At 72.5% G+C, this 15247-nt stretch carries 12 protein-coding genes and 1 pseudogene; 1 reads left to right on the forward strand and 12 read right to left on the reverse strand.

The window, feature by feature from the left end; translation table 11 throughout:
- Positions 1-66 precede the first annotated feature (66 nt).
- From AC507J_RS18990 to eno, 8 genes are all read right to left on the reverse strand, one after another.
- The gene (locus AC507J_RS18990) at positions 67-780 is read right to left on the reverse strand and encodes a uracil-DNA glycosylase (RefSeq protein ID WP_496290564.1); all 714 of its coding nucleotides are present in this window, start codon (positions 778-780) and stop codon (positions 67-69) included.
- Positions 781-799: 19 nt separating this feature from the next.
- Positions 800-1486 (reverse strand): dienelactone hydrolase family protein, encoded by a 687-nt coding sequence (locus AC507J_RS18995; RefSeq protein ID WP_496290506.1) that lies wholly within the window; start codon positions 1484-1486, stop codon positions 800-802.
- A 209-nt stretch (positions 1487-1695) separates the two neighbouring features.
- Positions 1696-2217, reverse strand: coding sequence for an LppU/SCO3897 family protein (locus tag AC507J_RS19000; RefSeq protein WP_496290507.1), 522 nt, complete (start codon positions 2215-2217; stop codon positions 1696-1698).
- A 142-nt stretch (positions 2218-2359) separates the two neighbouring features.
- Positions 2360-3298 carry a Ppx/GppA phosphatase family protein gene (locus AC507J_RS19005; protein WP_496290565.1) on the reverse strand — a complete coding sequence of 313 codons (939 nt, stop codon included), beginning with the start codon at positions 3296-3298 and terminating at the stop codon, positions 2360-2362.
- Between the two features lie 35 nt (positions 3299-3333).
- On the reverse strand, positions 3334-3843 hold the full coding sequence (locus tag AC507J_RS19010; protein WP_496290566.1) for an amino-acid N-acetyltransferase: 510 nt from the start codon (positions 3841-3843) through the stop codon (positions 3334-3336).
- 26 nt (positions 3844-3869) lie between these two features.
- Positions 3870-4427, reverse strand: coding sequence for a DUF501 domain-containing protein (locus tag AC507J_RS19015; RefSeq protein ID WP_496290508.1), 558 nt, complete (start codon positions 4425-4427; stop codon positions 3870-3872).
- A gap of 16 nt (positions 4428-4443) precedes the next feature.
- On the reverse strand, positions 4444-5070 hold the full coding sequence (locus AC507J_RS19020) for an FtsB family cell division protein (RefSeq protein ID WP_496290509.1): 627 nt from the start codon (positions 5068-5070) through the stop codon (positions 4444-4446).
- Positions 5071-5099: 29 nt separating this feature from the next.
- Entirely contained in the window at positions 5100-6383 is a 1284-nt protein-coding gene (eno, locus tag AC507J_RS19025; RefSeq protein ID WP_496290510.1) for a phosphopyruvate hydratase, read from the reverse strand.
- A gap of 222 nt (positions 6384-6605) precedes the next feature.
- Here eno and AC507J_RS19030 point away from each other — a divergent pair, with 222 nt between their 5' ends.
- Entirely contained in the window at positions 6606-7298 is a 693-nt protein-coding gene (locus AC507J_RS19030) for a hypothetical protein (RefSeq protein WP_496290511.1), read from the forward strand.
- A 28-nt stretch (positions 7299-7326) separates the two neighbouring features.
- Here AC507J_RS19030 and AC507J_RS19035 read toward each other — a convergent pair whose 3' ends face one another.
- From AC507J_RS19035 to mfd, 4 genes and pseudogenes are all read right to left on the reverse strand, one after another.
- Positions 7327-8946, reverse strand: a complete 1620-nt coding sequence (locus AC507J_RS19035) for a DUF885 domain-containing protein (protein ID WP_496290512.1) — start codon at positions 8944-8946, stop codon at positions 7327-7329.
- Positions 8947-9072: 126 nt separating this feature from the next.
- Positions 9073-10056: a nucleoside triphosphate pyrophosphohydrolase gene (locus AC507J_RS19040; RefSeq protein WP_496290513.1), complete on the reverse strand. Its 984-nt coding sequence runs from the start codon at positions 10054-10056 to the stop codon at positions 9073-9075.
- 2 nt (positions 10057-10058) lie between these two features.
- Positions 10059-10817 carry a hypothetical protein gene (locus AC507J_RS19045; RefSeq protein WP_496290514.1) on the reverse strand — a complete coding sequence of 253 codons (759 nt, stop codon included), beginning with the start codon at positions 10815-10817 and terminating at the stop codon, positions 10059-10061.
- Positions 10818-11053: 236 nt separating this feature from the next.
- Positions 11054-14599: pseudogene (mfd, locus tag AC507J_RS19050) on the reverse strand (transcription-repair coupling factor); the annotation flags it as partial.
- Positions 14600-15247 lie beyond the last annotated feature (648 nt).

Consider the following 15247-nt stretch of genomic DNA (forward strand, 5'->3'; position numbering starts at 1 on the left):
CACCGAGGCGTACGGTCGAGCACCGCGCTCACTGTCCGTCATCGCCATTGCCACCGCCCCGCAGCCTCAGTCCACTCCGGCCAATCGTTTCGCCCGGGCGAACACGTCGTCCAGCATCCCTGGTGTCAACCGTCCGGTGAAAGTGTTCTGCTGGCTGACGTGATAACAACCGAGCAGTTCCGGTACGGCCGTGCCGGACCAGTGTGCCCCATGGCCAAACGACGGTCGCGGGCTGGGCGGACGGAAGCCGTAAACCTGACGCAACGCCGGCCACCAGGCAGCCCAGGCGAAGGCCCCCAGCGCGACCACCACCCGTAGGGTCGGCCGTACCAGCGCGACCTCCCGGTGCAGCCAGGGCGCGCAGGTGTCCCGCTCAGCCGGCGTGGGCTTGTTGTCCGGCGGTGCGCAGCGCACCGCGGCGAAGATCCGCGTCTCCCGCAGGGCCAGTCCGTCGTCGGCGGCGACACTTGTCGACTGGTTGGCCAGCCCGGCGCGGTGCAGCGCGGCGAAGAGCACGTCGCCCGAGCGGTCACCGGTGAAGATCCGACCGGTGCGGTTGCCGCCGTGCGCGGCAGGGGCCAGGCCGAGGATGGCGATCCGGGCGGCCGGATCACCGAAGCCGGGCACCGGCCGTCCCCAGTACTCCTGGTCGCGGAAGGCGGCGCGGCGGGTGCGGGCCACCTCCTCCCGCCAGTCCACCAGCCGTGGACAGGCGAAGCAGTCGCTGACCGCCGCGTCAAGGTCGGCCAGATCGGTCGCCCGCGTCGCGCGGACGACCACCTCGGCGGGGTTACGCGGTTCAGCCAAGCTTGGCCCGGAAGAGTTCGAGGGTACGGGCCCAGGCGCTGCTGGCGGCGCGCTGGTCGAATTTCTCCGGCCGGTCCTCGTTGAAGAAGGCGTGCTCGGTGCCCGGGTAGTCGTGCAGCTGGCAGCTGCCGCCCGCGTTCTCGATGGCCCGGCGTACGGCCTGCACGCCCGGCTCGCTGGACGTGCCGTCGGCCTCGGAGCAGTGGATGAGCGCCGCCTTGCCCGCGTAGTCCGGCCACTCGCTGCGCATGCCCTCCCACGGCAGCCGGGGGTAGAACGCGGCGGTCGCGACGATCCGCTCGGTGTGACTCGCCGCCCAGAGCGCCAGGCTGGCGCCCGCGCAGAAACCGGCGCAGCCGGCCTTTCCGGTGACCTCACCACGGCCGGCGAGGTAGTCGGCGGCGGCGGCGATGTCGGCGGCGGCCTCGTCCATCTGCGTGCTGTTCAACATCAGCCGAGGCTCGCTCGGCTTGCTCGCCGGGCCGCCGTGCCGGAAGTCGGGCGCCAGGGCGACGAAGCCCGCCTCGGCGAAGCGGTCCACCACGGCCCGCACGTGGGGCGCCAGGCCCCACCAGTCCTGGATGACGATGACCGCAGGGCTGGCCGCACCGGTCGAGGGTATCGCGAGGTACCCCGCCCCGTTCCCTCCGTTGACACGGTAGGTAACCATTTCACCCATCGGCCCGTCCTCCTAGCGGTCAGTCATCGTTGGCTGGTCGCCCAGTGGTGATACGTGCGGGTAGCCTGCCACGCCGTGACCGCCCCGGGAAGACGGTGGGAGAGTGGCATTCACCTCCCGTTCGCGTCCCGGTGGCCCGCAGACGCCGACGGCGGCGCGGGGTCCGCCGCGCCGCCGTCGACCGTGGTGGGGATGCTGCTGAGGTCCGCTCAGGCCCGCTTGGTCAGGCAGAGCAGGTAGCCGGTGCTGCCCGGCTTGATGGAGTAGAAGACGTAGCCGTCGTCGGTCTCGGTGAAGTACTGATTGCACGCCTCGCCGGAGCTGGCCTGTGCCTCGGTCTGCCCGTCGACCCGGCCGACGACGTTGTAGGCCGCCTTGCCGTCGGTGCAGTCGACCACCTTCGCCCCGTCGACCTCGGTCTCCTGCTCACCGACGTTGCTCGCGGAGAGTTCGGCGATGCAGTCGCCGACCTTCGCCTCGGCCGCCTCGTCGCGGTTGAGCAGGCCGCCCAGGCCGAACTTCAGCCCCGCGACGACCGCGAAGGCGACGACCGCCCCGACGATGCCGAGCAGCTTCTTCTTGCCACCGCCGGAGCGCTGCTCCGGCTCGTCCGGTGCGGATGGCTGCGCGTCCGGTGCGGGTGGCTGCACGCCCGCCGCGGGCGGTGCCGGCGCGCCCGGCGGGGTCTGCTGGGCGTCCGAAGTGGACGGCGGGGCTGCCTGCTCTGACACGGGTTTTCCTTCCGAGGGATGAATGAGCAGACGACACCGTAGCGATCATCGACGGCACCCGCTGTCCCGCCGACCTCATCCGTTCAGCCATTTCCCAGGCTGGCTTGCGCAGCGTCGCCCAGCCCGCAGCTCCCCCGGAGGGTCAGGCTCCCGGCGCGAGGCTCCAGGCGATGCCGTCGAGAATGTCGTGCTCCGAGGCGACCACCGTGTCCGCGCCCGCCCGCTCCATGCTCACCTGGAGCACGAGCGCCCCGGCACCGATCACGTCGGCCCGGCCGGGGTGCATCACCGGCAGCGCCAGGCGCTGCGCGCGGCTCATCGCCAACAGCTCCGCGGTCACCTCCGCCACCCGGTGGTACGACACCCGGGTGTGGTGGATACGGGCCCGGTCGTACCCGGTGAGCCCGGCGGCGATCGCGACCACGGTGGTGACCGACCCGGCGAGCCCGATCAGGGTGGCCGCCTCGCGGCCCGGTACGACCTCCAGCGCCCGGTCCACCGCCACCGTGATGTCGGCCCGCGCGGCGGCGATCTCGTCCAGGCCGGGCGGGTCACCGTGCAGGTGCCGTTCGGTCATCCGGACACAGCCGATGTCCATCGAGATCGCCGCGTCCACACCACGCTCGCGGTCGCCGACCACGAACTCGGTCGAGCCGCCACCGATGTCGAGCACCAGATAGGGCGACTCCGCGTCGGCGGGCAACCCCCGCACCGCGCCGACGAAGGAGAGGCGGGCCTCCTCGTCGCCGCTGACCACCTCCGGCGCCACGCCCAGGGTCCGCTCCACCATGGCCCGGAAGTCGGCCGCGTTCTCGGCGTCGCGGCTGGCCGAGGTGGCGCACATCCGCACCCGCTCGGCACCCGACTTCTCGATGTCGACGGCGAAGTCGGCAAGCGCCACCCGGGTCCGCTCGATGGCCTCCGGGGCCAGCCGCCCAGTCTGGTCCACCCCCTGCCCCAACCGGACGATCTCCATCCGCCGGCGCACGTCGACCAGGGGCGCGGACAGCCCGGCCGACGGGTCGGGCAGATCGGCGATCAGCAGCCGGATCGAGTTGGTGCCGCAGTCGATGGCGGCCACACGCGTCGTCACGCGGGCCACCCTACCGCCGCCGGTCAGAGCCGCAGCAGCATCCGGGTGTTGCCCAGGGTGTTCGGCTTGACCCGCTCCAGGTCGAGGAACTCGGCGACGCCCTCGTCGTACGAGCGCAGCAGTTGCTCGTAGACCGGATGCGGCACCGGAGCGCCGTCGATCTCGGTGAAGCCGAACGAGCCGAAGAAACGGGTCTCGAAGGTCAGCACGAAGATCCGGGCCACCCCCAACTCCCGCGCCGCCTCGATCAGCTCGGCAACGATCCGGTGCCCGATCCGCTCCCCCCGGCAGGCCGGGTCGACCGCGACGGTACGGATCTCCGCCAGGTCCTCCCACATCACGTGCAAGGCGCCGCAGCCCACCACCGCACCGTCGGCGACCCGGCTGGCCACCCGGAACTCCTGCACGTCCTCGTAGAGCGTCACGGTCGCCTTGCTGAGCAGCCGGCGATCGTCGGTGTAGGTGTCGACCAGCCGTCGGATCGCCCGCACGTCCGCCGTCCGGGCCCGCCGGATCACGAAGTCCTCCGGCACGACGGCGCTCGGGGCTGCCTCCTCGGTCACTCAGGCTCCGGCACGTCGACGCAGCTGCCGGCCGTCCACCAGGGCTCGACAAGCGCCAGGACCTCGTCGCCGAACGGGTTGACCCCCGGCCCGGCAGCGAGCGCGTGGCCAAGATGGACGTGCAGGCACTTGACCCGGCCGGGCATGCCGCCGGCCGAGATGCCGGCGATCTCGGGCACCTCGGCGATCGCCTCCCGGCGGGTCAGGTAGTCCTCGTGCGCGGCGCGGTAGTCGGCCGCCAGCTCCGGGTCGGTGGCCAGCCGGTCCGCCATCTCGCGCATCAGCCCGGCCGACTCCAGCCGGCTGCACGCGGCGGTGGCCCGGGGACAGGTCAGGTAGAACAGCGTCGGAAAGGGGGTGCCGTCGGCCAGCCGGGGCGTCGTCTCCACCACGTCGGGCAGCCCGCACGGGCAGCGGTGGGCCACCGCACGGGTCCCCCGGGGCGGGCGGCCGAGCTGCGCGGCCACCGCGGCCAGGTCGGCCTCGGTGGCCGGTTCCCGCTTCGGTGGAGGTACGGAAGCCGCCGCCGGCTCCTGCGGGGGTACGACGGTCACGGTGCGCTGTCCTCGTTCACTCGTCGGTCTGGTTGGCGTCGGCGGCCCGTACGCTCGACCAGAGGGTGTCGTACCAGGCGTCCGGCCCGGCGGCCGTCGCCGGCGCGTCGGGATCGCCGGTCTCGCCGGTCTCCGGCGGCGGGAGCAGGATCACCATCTTCTCGCCCGGCCGGCGCATGAAGAACCGTTCCCGGGCCTTGGTCTCGATGTACGCGTCGTCCTGCCACTTCTCTGCCTCGGTGGTCAGGTCGGCGATCAGCCTGCGCTGGGCCTCCTGCGCGGCCTCCATCCGTTCGATGTCGGCCTGCTGGTCGAGGTAGACCCGGACGGGATAGGTGTAGGCGAGGGCGAGCGCGATCAGCACCGCGAACAGCACGGTGGCCCGCCCGGTGAGACCTCGGGATGAGGATGCGGTGCGCCGGATGGCCCCGCCGCCGGCCGTGGTACGCCGGGCAGCGGCGGGCCGTTTGGCGGAACGTACCGATTCGGCACCGCGGGCGGCCGAGGGCGTACGGCCGGCGGCGGTGCGCGGGGTGGCCCGGACGCCGCCGTCGCGGACGGTGCCCCGACCCACGCCGGGCCGGCCGGTCTGCCCCGGCCGGCGGGCCGGGCGCTGACCACCCGGCGTACGGCGCTGCTGCATCACACCCCTCCCCCGAGGTCTCGTATCCGTCAGGCGGAACGGTAGCGCGGGAAGGCGCCCGCCCCGGCGTAGCGCGCCGCGTCGGCCAGCTCCTCCTCGATGCGCAGCAGCTGGTTGTACTTCGCCACCCGGTCCGACCGGGCCGGCGCACCGGTCTTGATCTGACCGCACCCGGTGGCCACCGCCAGGTCGGCGATTGTGGTGTCCTCGGTCTCGCCGGAGCGGTGGCTCATCATGCACTTGAAGCCGGCCCGGTGGGCCAGCTCCACCGCGTCAAGGGTCTCGGTCAGCGAACCGATCTGGTTGACCTTGACCAGCACGGCGTTCGCCGCCTGCTCGGCGATGCCCCGGGCGATGCGCTGCGGGTTGGTGACGAAGAGGTCGTCACCGACGATCTGGACCCGGTCGCCGATCGCGGCGGTGAGCGTCTGCCAGCCGGTCCAGTCGTCCTCGGCCAGCGGGTCCTCGATTGACACGATCGGGTACGCGTCGGCGAGCTTGGTGTAGTACTCGCTCATCTCCTCGGCGGTCTTGGCGACCCCCTCGAAGGTGTACCGGCCGTCGGCGAAGAACTCGGTGGCCGCCACGTCCAGAGCGAAGACGATGTCGGTGCCGAGCCGGTAGCCGGCCTTCTCCACCGCCTCGGCGATCAGGTCCAGGGCGGCGGCGTTGGTCGGCAGGTTCGGCGCGAAGCCACCCTCGTCACCGAGCCCGGTCGACAGGTCCTTCTTCTTCAGCACCGACTTCAGCGCGTGGTACACCTCGGCGCCCGAGCGCAGCGCCTCCCGGAAGCTGGGCGCGCCGATCGGCGCAATCATGAATTCCTGGATGTCGACGTTGCTGTCCGCGTGCGCCCCACCGTTGAGGATGTTCATCATCGGCACCGGCAGCAGGTGCGCGTTCGGGCCGCCCAGGTAGCGGAAGAGGCTCAGGTCGGCGCTGCCGGCCGCGGCCTTGGCCACCGCCAACGAGACCCCGAGGATGGCGTTCGCGCCCAGCTCGGCCTTGTTGTCGGTGCCGTCGATGTCGAGCATCTTCTGGTCGATGACCCGCTGCTCGCTGGCCTCGTACCCGATCAGCTGGTCGACGATCCGGTCCTCGATGTTGGCGACCGCCTTCTCCACTCCCTTGCCCAGGTAGCGGCCCTTGTCACCGTCGCGCAGTTCGATCGCCTCGAAGGCGCCGGTGGAGGCGCCGGAGGGCACCGCCGCCCGGGAGATGGTGCCGTCGTCGAGCCCAACCTCGACCTCGACCGTCGGGTTGCCCCGCGAGTCCAGGATCTCCCGAGCCTCGATTACCTCGATGGTTGCCACTGAGTCGCTCCTCGTTCGTGTGCTCTCGTCCGGTCTGGGCCGCGACGGTGCGGCTGAGGCAGGTGTTGAACGCAGCGTATCGGTCCCCGCCCCTACGCACGGCGACCGGGCTCGCTGACCGCCCACCCTCCGGTCGCCGGCAGGTCGGACATTCCCGGATTCTCGTGCGTCAACCGGCAACGAGTTTGCACGAGTGGGATCCGATCGATCAGGCTGGTCGCCATGCCCGCCGCCTCGACCACTCTCCGTACGCTCGCCGTGTCGGCCGCCGCGTTGCTCACCGTCACTGGCTGTCAGGCCCTCGACGACGCCGGACGCGCGATGGGCCGGGCCGACATCGTCAACGACCTCGCCGCCCGGATGGACCGGGCGCTGGAGTCGACCTACTCGGCGGAGTACCAGCTCCCCGGCGGGCAGAGCGCCACGATCAGCCAGGCACAGGACCCGGCCCGCTCCTCGTACGCCTGGCCGGGCGGCAAGCTCACGGTCACCGACGAGGCGACCACGACCTGCGGTGTCGAGGACCGGCGAACCGTCTGCACCCTCGAAGCGCCGCCCGCCCCGAACAGCAAGCCCTCGGTGGTCGTCTTCGCCGCAGCCGAGCGGGAGGGGCTGGTCACCCCACCGATGGTGATGGGGTTGCTGACCACCGCGGCGCTGGATCCGGGCGCGGTGATCACCCAGAGCGAGACCACTGTCGCCGGGCTCCACGCCACCTGCGTCGACATCCGGCAGAGCGCCGACAACTTCTCCGCCTGCGTGACCGGGGAGGGCACGCTGGGCAGCTTCACCGGTCAGGTCGACGGCGAGCCGGTGGAGCTGGCGCTGAGCCGCTACCAGGAGCAGGTCGACGGTTCCGCCTTCGACCTGCCGCCCGGCGCCGACGTGGTGGACCGCCGCCCCGCCGGCAGCTGAGCCGCCGCCCCCGGTCACCGTCGCGGCCCTAGAGACCGAGCAGGGTACGCAGGTGGCGCGGTGATGGGCAGTCGTGAGCGAGCATCTCGTCGTGCCAGTCGCGCACCGGCACGTCGCCTGGTCGGGCCGCGGCAATCTCGGCAACCTCCTGGTAGCCGACGAAGTACGTGGAGAGCTGGGTCGAGGTGAGCAGGGCGCGCCGCCACTTGCCGGACGCCTCCCCCTCCTCCTGGAAACCCCGCCCGGTCAGCAGCGCCATCGCCTCGTCCTCGGGCAGTTCCTCGGCGTGCACGAGTTGGTCCAGCAGTGCGTTGAGGGTCATCCGTAGCTGCATCTTGAGCTGTTGCAGGCGCACCGGCAGGCCGCCGAAGCCGTACCCGGCCATCAGCTCCTCGGCGTAGACCGCCCAGCCCTCGACGAACGGACCCGACCGGGTCAGCGCCCGGACCCGGGTGGAGCCCGCGTAGCGGCGGGCGTGCGCGAGCTGGAGGAAGTGGCCCGGCATCGCCTCGTGCACGGTCAGGTTGCGGACCATGTGGTCGTTGTACTCGCGGTAGAACGAGTCCACCCGGTGCGCCGGCCAGTCGGCCGGGGTCGGTGCGATGCAGTAGAACGTGGGCAGGTCGGCAATCTCCAGGGCGCCGGGCGCGTCACAGTAGGCCACCGCCACGCCCCGGGCGAACTCCGGCATCACCTGGATCACGCACGGGTCGTCCGGCACGGTGACCAGGTGGTGGGCCCGGACGAAGTCGCTCGCCTCGTCGAGGGTGATGGCGGCCAGGTCGACGATTGTGTGGTCGTCGGGATGCTCGGCGGCGAGCAGGTCCAGGGCCCGGCGTACGGTCTCGTCGTCGGCCGGGCCGCCGACCAGCTCGACCGCTGCCGCACGGATCTCCTCGGTGACCCGGTCGAGGTTCGCCCACGCCCGGCGTTGGATCTCCGCCGCGCCCAGCTCGGTGTCGAGCGCGTACCAGAGCCGGGCCTCCCAGCGGCGGCGGCCCAGCCGTGGGTCGCGGCCCGGTCCGGCGTCGGTGGCCAGGCCGGTACGCAGCCAGGCGACGAACTCATCGAGCGCGGCGACAGCGGCGGTGGCCGCCGGCTCGACCCGGTCCAGCAACGCGGGTGCCTGCGCGAGCAGGGTCGGCACCTCGTCGCGGATCAGCGCCGCCGTCCCGGTGAACTGCCCGACGGCGGTCTCGGCATGGATGCGGGGCATGTCGCGCAACGCCGCGCGCGCGGTCGCCAGCGCGTCCGGTACGGCGGCGAGCCGGCCGGCGAGGGCGGTCAACCGTTCCTCGGCCGGCGCGTACGGGCGGGCGATCAGGGCGTGCAGCAGCGGGCCCGGGTTGTGCACCAACGGGTCCCACTCGTGCGCCCGGATCTCGGTCAGCTCGAACAGGTCGCGGTCGACCAGGGTGGCGAGCAGCGCGTGGTCGACCGATTCAGCGGTGTCCAGCGCATCCGGATCGAGTTCGCAGAGCACACTCGCCGCGTCCACAAGCATCGCCCGGTCGCGCTCCACCGCGTCGGCGGAGAAATCCGGCAACCGGTCGTCGTACCGGTGGTCTCCCACCGAGGTCGCCACCCCCGGCCGCGCCGCAAGCACCGCCTCGACGATCCGTTCCCCCACCACCCGGAACTCTTCCACCCCCCGACCCTAACCACCCCCACCCCGACCCGCCTGCCGCGAGCTACCCGGGTGATGCCCGACGTCGCCCGGATGGTCAGGAAGTTCGCGTCACCGCCAGGGCGATTCCCGACCAGAACTTCTTGATCAACTAGCCGGGGCGGGTGGGGTTTCGGTGGCGCGGATCAGGTCCGCGTAGGCCAGGGTGGTGTGGCGGAGGGCGGACTCGGCATCCAGGCCCGCCTCGCGGGCCCGGGCGACGGCGGCCAGCAACTCGGCACCCAGGGTGGTTTCGGGATCGGGCTGGGCCTGCGGCGACGGCAGCGGCACGGTCAGGTCGGCGCGAGCGGCACGCTCCAGGATCTTCGCCGCCAGGGCGAGCGCGGGCTGGCTCAACGCGATGCCGTCCAGCGCCGAGTCGCGGGATTTCTCGGCCTGCTTGATCCGCTCCCAGTTGGCGGTGATCTCCTCCAGCGAGCCCGCCTCCGCGCCCGCGAAAACGTGCGGATTACGCCGGACCATCTTCTCCACCAGCCCGCCGGCCACGTCGTCCACCGTCCACCTCCGCTCCTCGGGCAACTCCTCGGCGAGCCGGGCGTGCAGCACCACCTGGAGCAGCACGTCACCCAGTTCCTCGCGCAGCGCGTCGGTGTCCCCGGCGATGATCGCGTCGTACGCCTCGTAGCACTCCTCGAGCAGGAATTCGGCCAGGCTGCGATGGGTCTGCGCCCGCTTCCACGGATCGCCGCCGGGCGAGAGCAGCCGGTCCAGCACCGCCACCGCGTCGAGCAGCCGGGCACCCGGTGGGTCCCACGAGCCGTACATCAGCTCGAGTTCCGCCAGGCCCGGTTCCCGGGCCAACCGCAGACCCAGCTCGCGGGCGAGCGTCTCGTCGCCGGCCGGTCCGGCCAGCCAGACCACCGTGCCGTGCGTCGCCGCCGCGTCCAGCAGCGCGGGAACCGCCGGGCCGTCGAGCATCCGCACCTCGGCGCCGGACGCCCGGATCGCCGTGGTCAGCTCACTCTCCGCCGCCGCCAGCACCGGTGCGGCGCGTACGACGTCCCAGGCGGCCGCCGTCAGCAGACCGGCCGGCAACCGGGGTGAGGTGACCAGCAGGACGATCCGGGGCATGCTCAGCCGTCGGTCGGGGCAGCCGTCGGCTGCGGCTTCGGGGTGGAGATGTCGGAGACCGCGCCGGAGCCCGGCTCACCCAGCGGCACGCCCACCGCCACGATCGGCGTCTCCCCGCTGAAGCTCAGCACCGGGAAGACCAGCGGCCGGTAGCGGGGGTTGACGGTCACGTCGTACGCCTCGACCGCCTGGGCCAGCGAGTTGCGGTTGGCCAGCGCGAACCGGAGCTGCTCGCCGTCGAGCTGGGCGGCGGCCTGCTCGACGGTCACCTCGGCCGGCACCGCGCCGGCCCGCTTGCCCGCGGCCACCAGGTCGGCCAACTCCTGCTCGGTGGGCGCCACCGGCTCGCCGACCGGAATGCCCGACAGGCAGGCGTACAGCTCGGCGGTCTGGCGCACGTAGTCGGTCTCGGGGCTCAGGCCGATCCCCTGGGCGATCTGGGCCGGGTCGACCTCATTCTGCGGCCGGTAACCCTCGGCGGCAGAGACCCGGTCGCAGACCTGGGTGAGCACCAGGACGCTCACCACCTCGCTGCGCCCGGGCAGCCGAGGTGCCGGACCGGCCGGAACCTCGGCCGGCTCGGCCGTCTCGGTCGGCGCCGGGTTCTTCGCCCGCGCGTCGTCGATGACCTCGGTGACCGCGTCCTCGGTGATCCGGTGGTCACCGACGTACGCGGCGACACCCGGCTCGGAACGGCAACCGGCGAGAGCGACCAGGCCGACCGCCACGCTGGCGACGGCGACAAGACGGCGAGCACGCATGCCCGTCACTCTCTCATGCCCCCTTCCCACCCTGGCTGGGAGGGTTCGCCGAAGCCGCCCCGGGCTCAGGTCGCGGCGGCCGCGACCGGCCGGGCCGGGGGTCACCGAAGCCGGCACGGAGCTCAACGCGCGGCGGCGGCGGCCGGCCGGGCCGGGGGTCACCAAAGCCGGCACGGAGCTCAACGCGCGGCGGCGGCGGCCGGCCGGGCCGGGGGTCACCAAAGCCGGCACGGAGCTCAACGCGCGGCGGCGGCCGGCTGGGCCGGGGTGGGGTCGCCGAGGACGTCGGAGAGGAGCTGGGCGCACCACTCCAGCAGCGCCTGGTCGCGCAGCGGCTCGCCACCGACCCGGCGAGTGGTCGGGCGGGGCACGCTTACCTGGTCGAGCGCGGCCTTGTAGACCGAGTCGGGGTGGTAGCGCTTGAGCCGTAGCTGCTTCGAGTCCGGCAGCGGCAACGGGCCGAAGCGGAGGTGCTTGCCCTGCATGCTGACGTCGGTCAGGCCGTAGCGGCGAGCCAGCAACCGGAACCGGGCCACCGCGATCAGGTTCTGCACCGGGGCGGGCGGCTCGCCGTACCGGTCGGTCATCTCGGCGGCCACCTCGCGCAGCCGCTCCTCGTCGCGGGCCTCGGCGAGCTTGCGGTACATCTCCAGGCGCAGCCGCTCCACGCCGACGTAGTCGTGTGGCAGGTGCGCGTCCACCGGAAGATCGATCTTGACGTCGGTCTCCTCCTCGGGACGCTCGCCCTTGAACGCCTGCACCGCCTCACCGACCATCCGTACGTAGAGGTCGAACCCGACGCCCTCGATGTGCCCGGACTGCTCGCCGCCGAGCAGGTTGCCGGCGCCCCGGATCTCCAGGTCCTTCATCGCCACGTACATGCCGGCGCCCAGCTCGGTGTGCTGGGCGATGGTGGCCAGCCGCTCGTGGGCGTGCTCGGTGAGCGGCTTGTCCGGCGGGTAGAGGAAGTACGCGTACGCCCGCTCCCGACCCCGGCCGACCCGGCCCCGGATCTGGTGCAGCTGGGCCAGGCCGAGCAGGTCGGCCCGCTCCACGATCAGGGTGTTGGCGTTCGGGATGTCGATGCCGGACTCCACGATCGTGGTGCAGACCAGGACGTCGTACTCCTTCTCCCAGAAGCCGACCATGACCCGCTCCAGGGCGTCCTCGCCCAGCTGGCCGTGGGCCACCGCGACCCGGGCCTCGGGCACCAGCTCGCGCAGCCGCCGGGCGGTCCGCTCGATCGACTCGACCCGGTTGTGCAGGTAGAAGACCTGGCCGTCGCGGAGCAGCTCGCGGTGGATCGCGGCGGCCACCTGCCGCTCGTCGTACGCCCCGACGGCGGTGAGCACCGGATGCCGCTCCTCCGGCGGAGTGGCGATTGTGGACATCTCGCGGATCCCGGTGATCGCCATCTCCAGGGTGCGCGGGATCGGGGTGGCCGACATGCTCAGCACGTCGACCGCGGCCCGCATCGACTTCAGGTGTTCCTTGTGCTCGACGCCGAAGCGCTGCTCCTCGTCGACGATCACCAGCCCCAGCGACTTGAACCGGGTGGCCGCCGCCAGCAGCCGGTGGGTGCCGATGACGATGTCGGCGGTGCCGTTGGCCACCATCTCCAGCGTCTGCTCGGCCTCCTTCGGCGTCTGGAACCGGGACAGCTGCCGGATGGTCACCGGGAACTGGCTCATCCGCTCGGCGAAGGTGTTGTAGTGCTGCTGCACCAGCAGGGTGGTGGGCACCAGCACGGCCACCTGCTTGCCGTCCTGCACCGCCTTGAACGCCGCGCGTACCGCGATCTCGGTCTTGCCGTACCCCACGTCGCCGCAGATCAGCCGGTCCATCGGGACGCTCTGCTCCATGTCCCGCTTGACCTCCTCGATGGCCGCGAGCTGGTCCGGCGTCTCCTGCCAGGGGAAGGCGTCCTCCAGTTCCCGCTGCCACGGGGTGTCCGGCCCGAAGTTGTGCCCCTTGGAGGCCTTCCGGGCGGCGTAGAGCTGGATCAGCTGGGCGGCGATCTCGCGGACCGCCTTGCGGGCCCGGGCCTTGGACTTCTGCCAGTCCGAGCCGCCCATCTTGTGCAGCGTCGGCTGCTCACCGCCGACGTAGCGGCTGAGCTGGTCGAGCTGGTCGGTGGGGACGAAGAGCCGGTCGCCCGGCTGATTGCGCTTGCTCGGGGCGTACTCGATGACGAGGTACTCCCGGGAGGCGCCGTTGACCGTACGCTGCACCAGCTCCACGTACCGGCCGATGCCGTGCTGCTCGTGCACCACGTGGTCACCGGCGCGCAATTCGAGCGGGTCGATGGTGTTGCGCCGCCGGCTCGGCAGCTTGCGCATGTCCCGGGTGGAGACGCCCCGACCGCCGGTGACATCGCTGCCAGTGAGCAGCACGAACCGGGCCGCCTCGTCGACGAATCCGCCGGTCAGGCTGCCGCAGGTGACCAGCAGCTCGCCCGGGGCGGGCGCGTCCGGCACCTGCTCGGTCAGCCGGGCGCCGAGGCCGCCGTCGCGGAGCACCTCCACCGCCCGCTGGGCGGGACCGTGCCCCTCGAAGACCAGCGCGATCGACCAGCCCTCGCCGGCCCACCGCTTCAGGTCGTCGACCACCCGCGCGGTCTCGCCGTGGTAGAGCGGCGCGGGCTGGGCGGTCAGGGCCACCGCGATCGCGTCGTCGGGGGTGACGTCGACCGCCTCCGGCTCGTCCTCCCACGGCTGCCGGGTCGCGGCGGGGCCGGCGTCGACCATAATTCGGCCTCCGCGCCGGTAGCCGGTACTCCGGACCGAATGAAGGTCGTCAGCCAGCCCGAACGGGGAGAGCGTCCACCAGGGCTGGCGCAGGTTCGTGGCCCGCGCGCGTACGTCGGCCAGGGTGCGGAAGGCGGCGGCACCGAGGTCGACCGGGGCCTGGCCACCGACGGCGGCCGCAGCCCAGCTGGCCGCCAGGAACTCCTCCGAGGTACGCACCAGGTCGTGCGCCCGGGTGCGGATCCGCTCCGGATCGCAGAGCAGCACGTGGGTGCCCGCCGGCATGCAGTCCAGCAGCAGCTCCATCGAGTCACCGCCGATCAGCGCCGGGGCGAGCGACTCCATCCCCTCGACCGGTACGCCACCGGCCAGCTTGTCCAGGATCTCGGCCAGCTCCGGGTGCTGCTGCGCCAGCGTGGCGGCCTGCTCGCGGACCGCCGGAGTGAGCAGCAGCTCCCGGCAGGGCGGTGCCCAGAGCTGGGCGACCTGCTCGATGGTGCGCTGGTCGGCGACGGCGAAGGTGCGGATCTCCTCCACCTCGTCGCCCCAGAACTCGACCCGGGACGGATGCTCGTCGGTGGGCGGGAAGACGTCGAGGATGCCGCCGCGCACGGCGAACTCGCCGCGCTTGGTGACCAGGTCGACCCGCGCGTACGCCATGTCGGTCAGCCGTCGCGCGACCTGCTCCAGGTCGGCCTCGTCACCGGCCGCCAGCCGTACCGGCTCCAGGTCGCCAAGCCCCTTGAGCTGCGGTTGCAGCACCGACCGGACCGGTGCCACGACCACCCGCAGCGGCCCGGTACGCCCATGCGCGTCGGCCGAGTCCGGGTGGGCGAGCCGGCGCAGCACGGCCAGCCGCCGACCGACCGTGTCGGAGCGCGGCGAGAGCCGCTCGTGCGGCAGCGTCTCCCAACTCGGGAAGATCGCCACCTGCTCGGCCGGCAGGAGACCGCCAAGCGCCGCGACCAGATCCTCGGCCTCGCGGGTGGTGGCGGTGACCGCCAGCACCGGCCGCCCCGCTCCCCCGGCGGCAGCGCCGTTGCCCGGGCCGCCTCCTGCTGCGGCAGAGCCATTGCCCGGGCCGCCTTGTGCTGCGGCAGAGCCATTGCCCGGGCCGCCTTGTGCTGCGGCAGAGCCATTGCCCGGGCCGGCGGGACCGCGCTCCGAGCCAGCGGGATCCGCCGCTACGGCGGCGACCGCGAACGGACGCAGCGCCGGCGGGGCGGTCAGGTCGAGGCCGTCGACCTGGGCCGCACCGGAGCGCGCCAGGTCGCGGACGCGGGCCAGGCCCGGGTCGGCCAGAGCGGCGGCGAAGAGTCCGGTGAGCGCAGTCATGATCACTTCCGAGGCGAGGACACGACGATCACCCCGCGTCCGGCCGGACGGGGGGTTTCACCGGTCGACACTATCTCCCCGGACCGACGCTCCACCGCCGTCCGCGCGTACGCCCTGTGGAACCCGCGACGTGATCGTTGGCGGAAAAGTGACGCGACACGCCGTCGTCCGTGTCACCGAACCGCCAACGATCAAGCGACCCCGGCTACCCGAGGAGCGGTACGTGGGCTTGATCACCGCAGAGTCGGTCGGACGGCCGGCGCGCTGCCGGTCGTCGGGCCGCCAACGTGCGTCTGAGCAGCACGGGAAGGTGCGGAGAGCTGAAGTGTGAGTGATCAAGGTGCCGCG

The sequence above is a fragment of the Micromonospora sp. PRAS1 genome, from assembly GCF_059553435.1.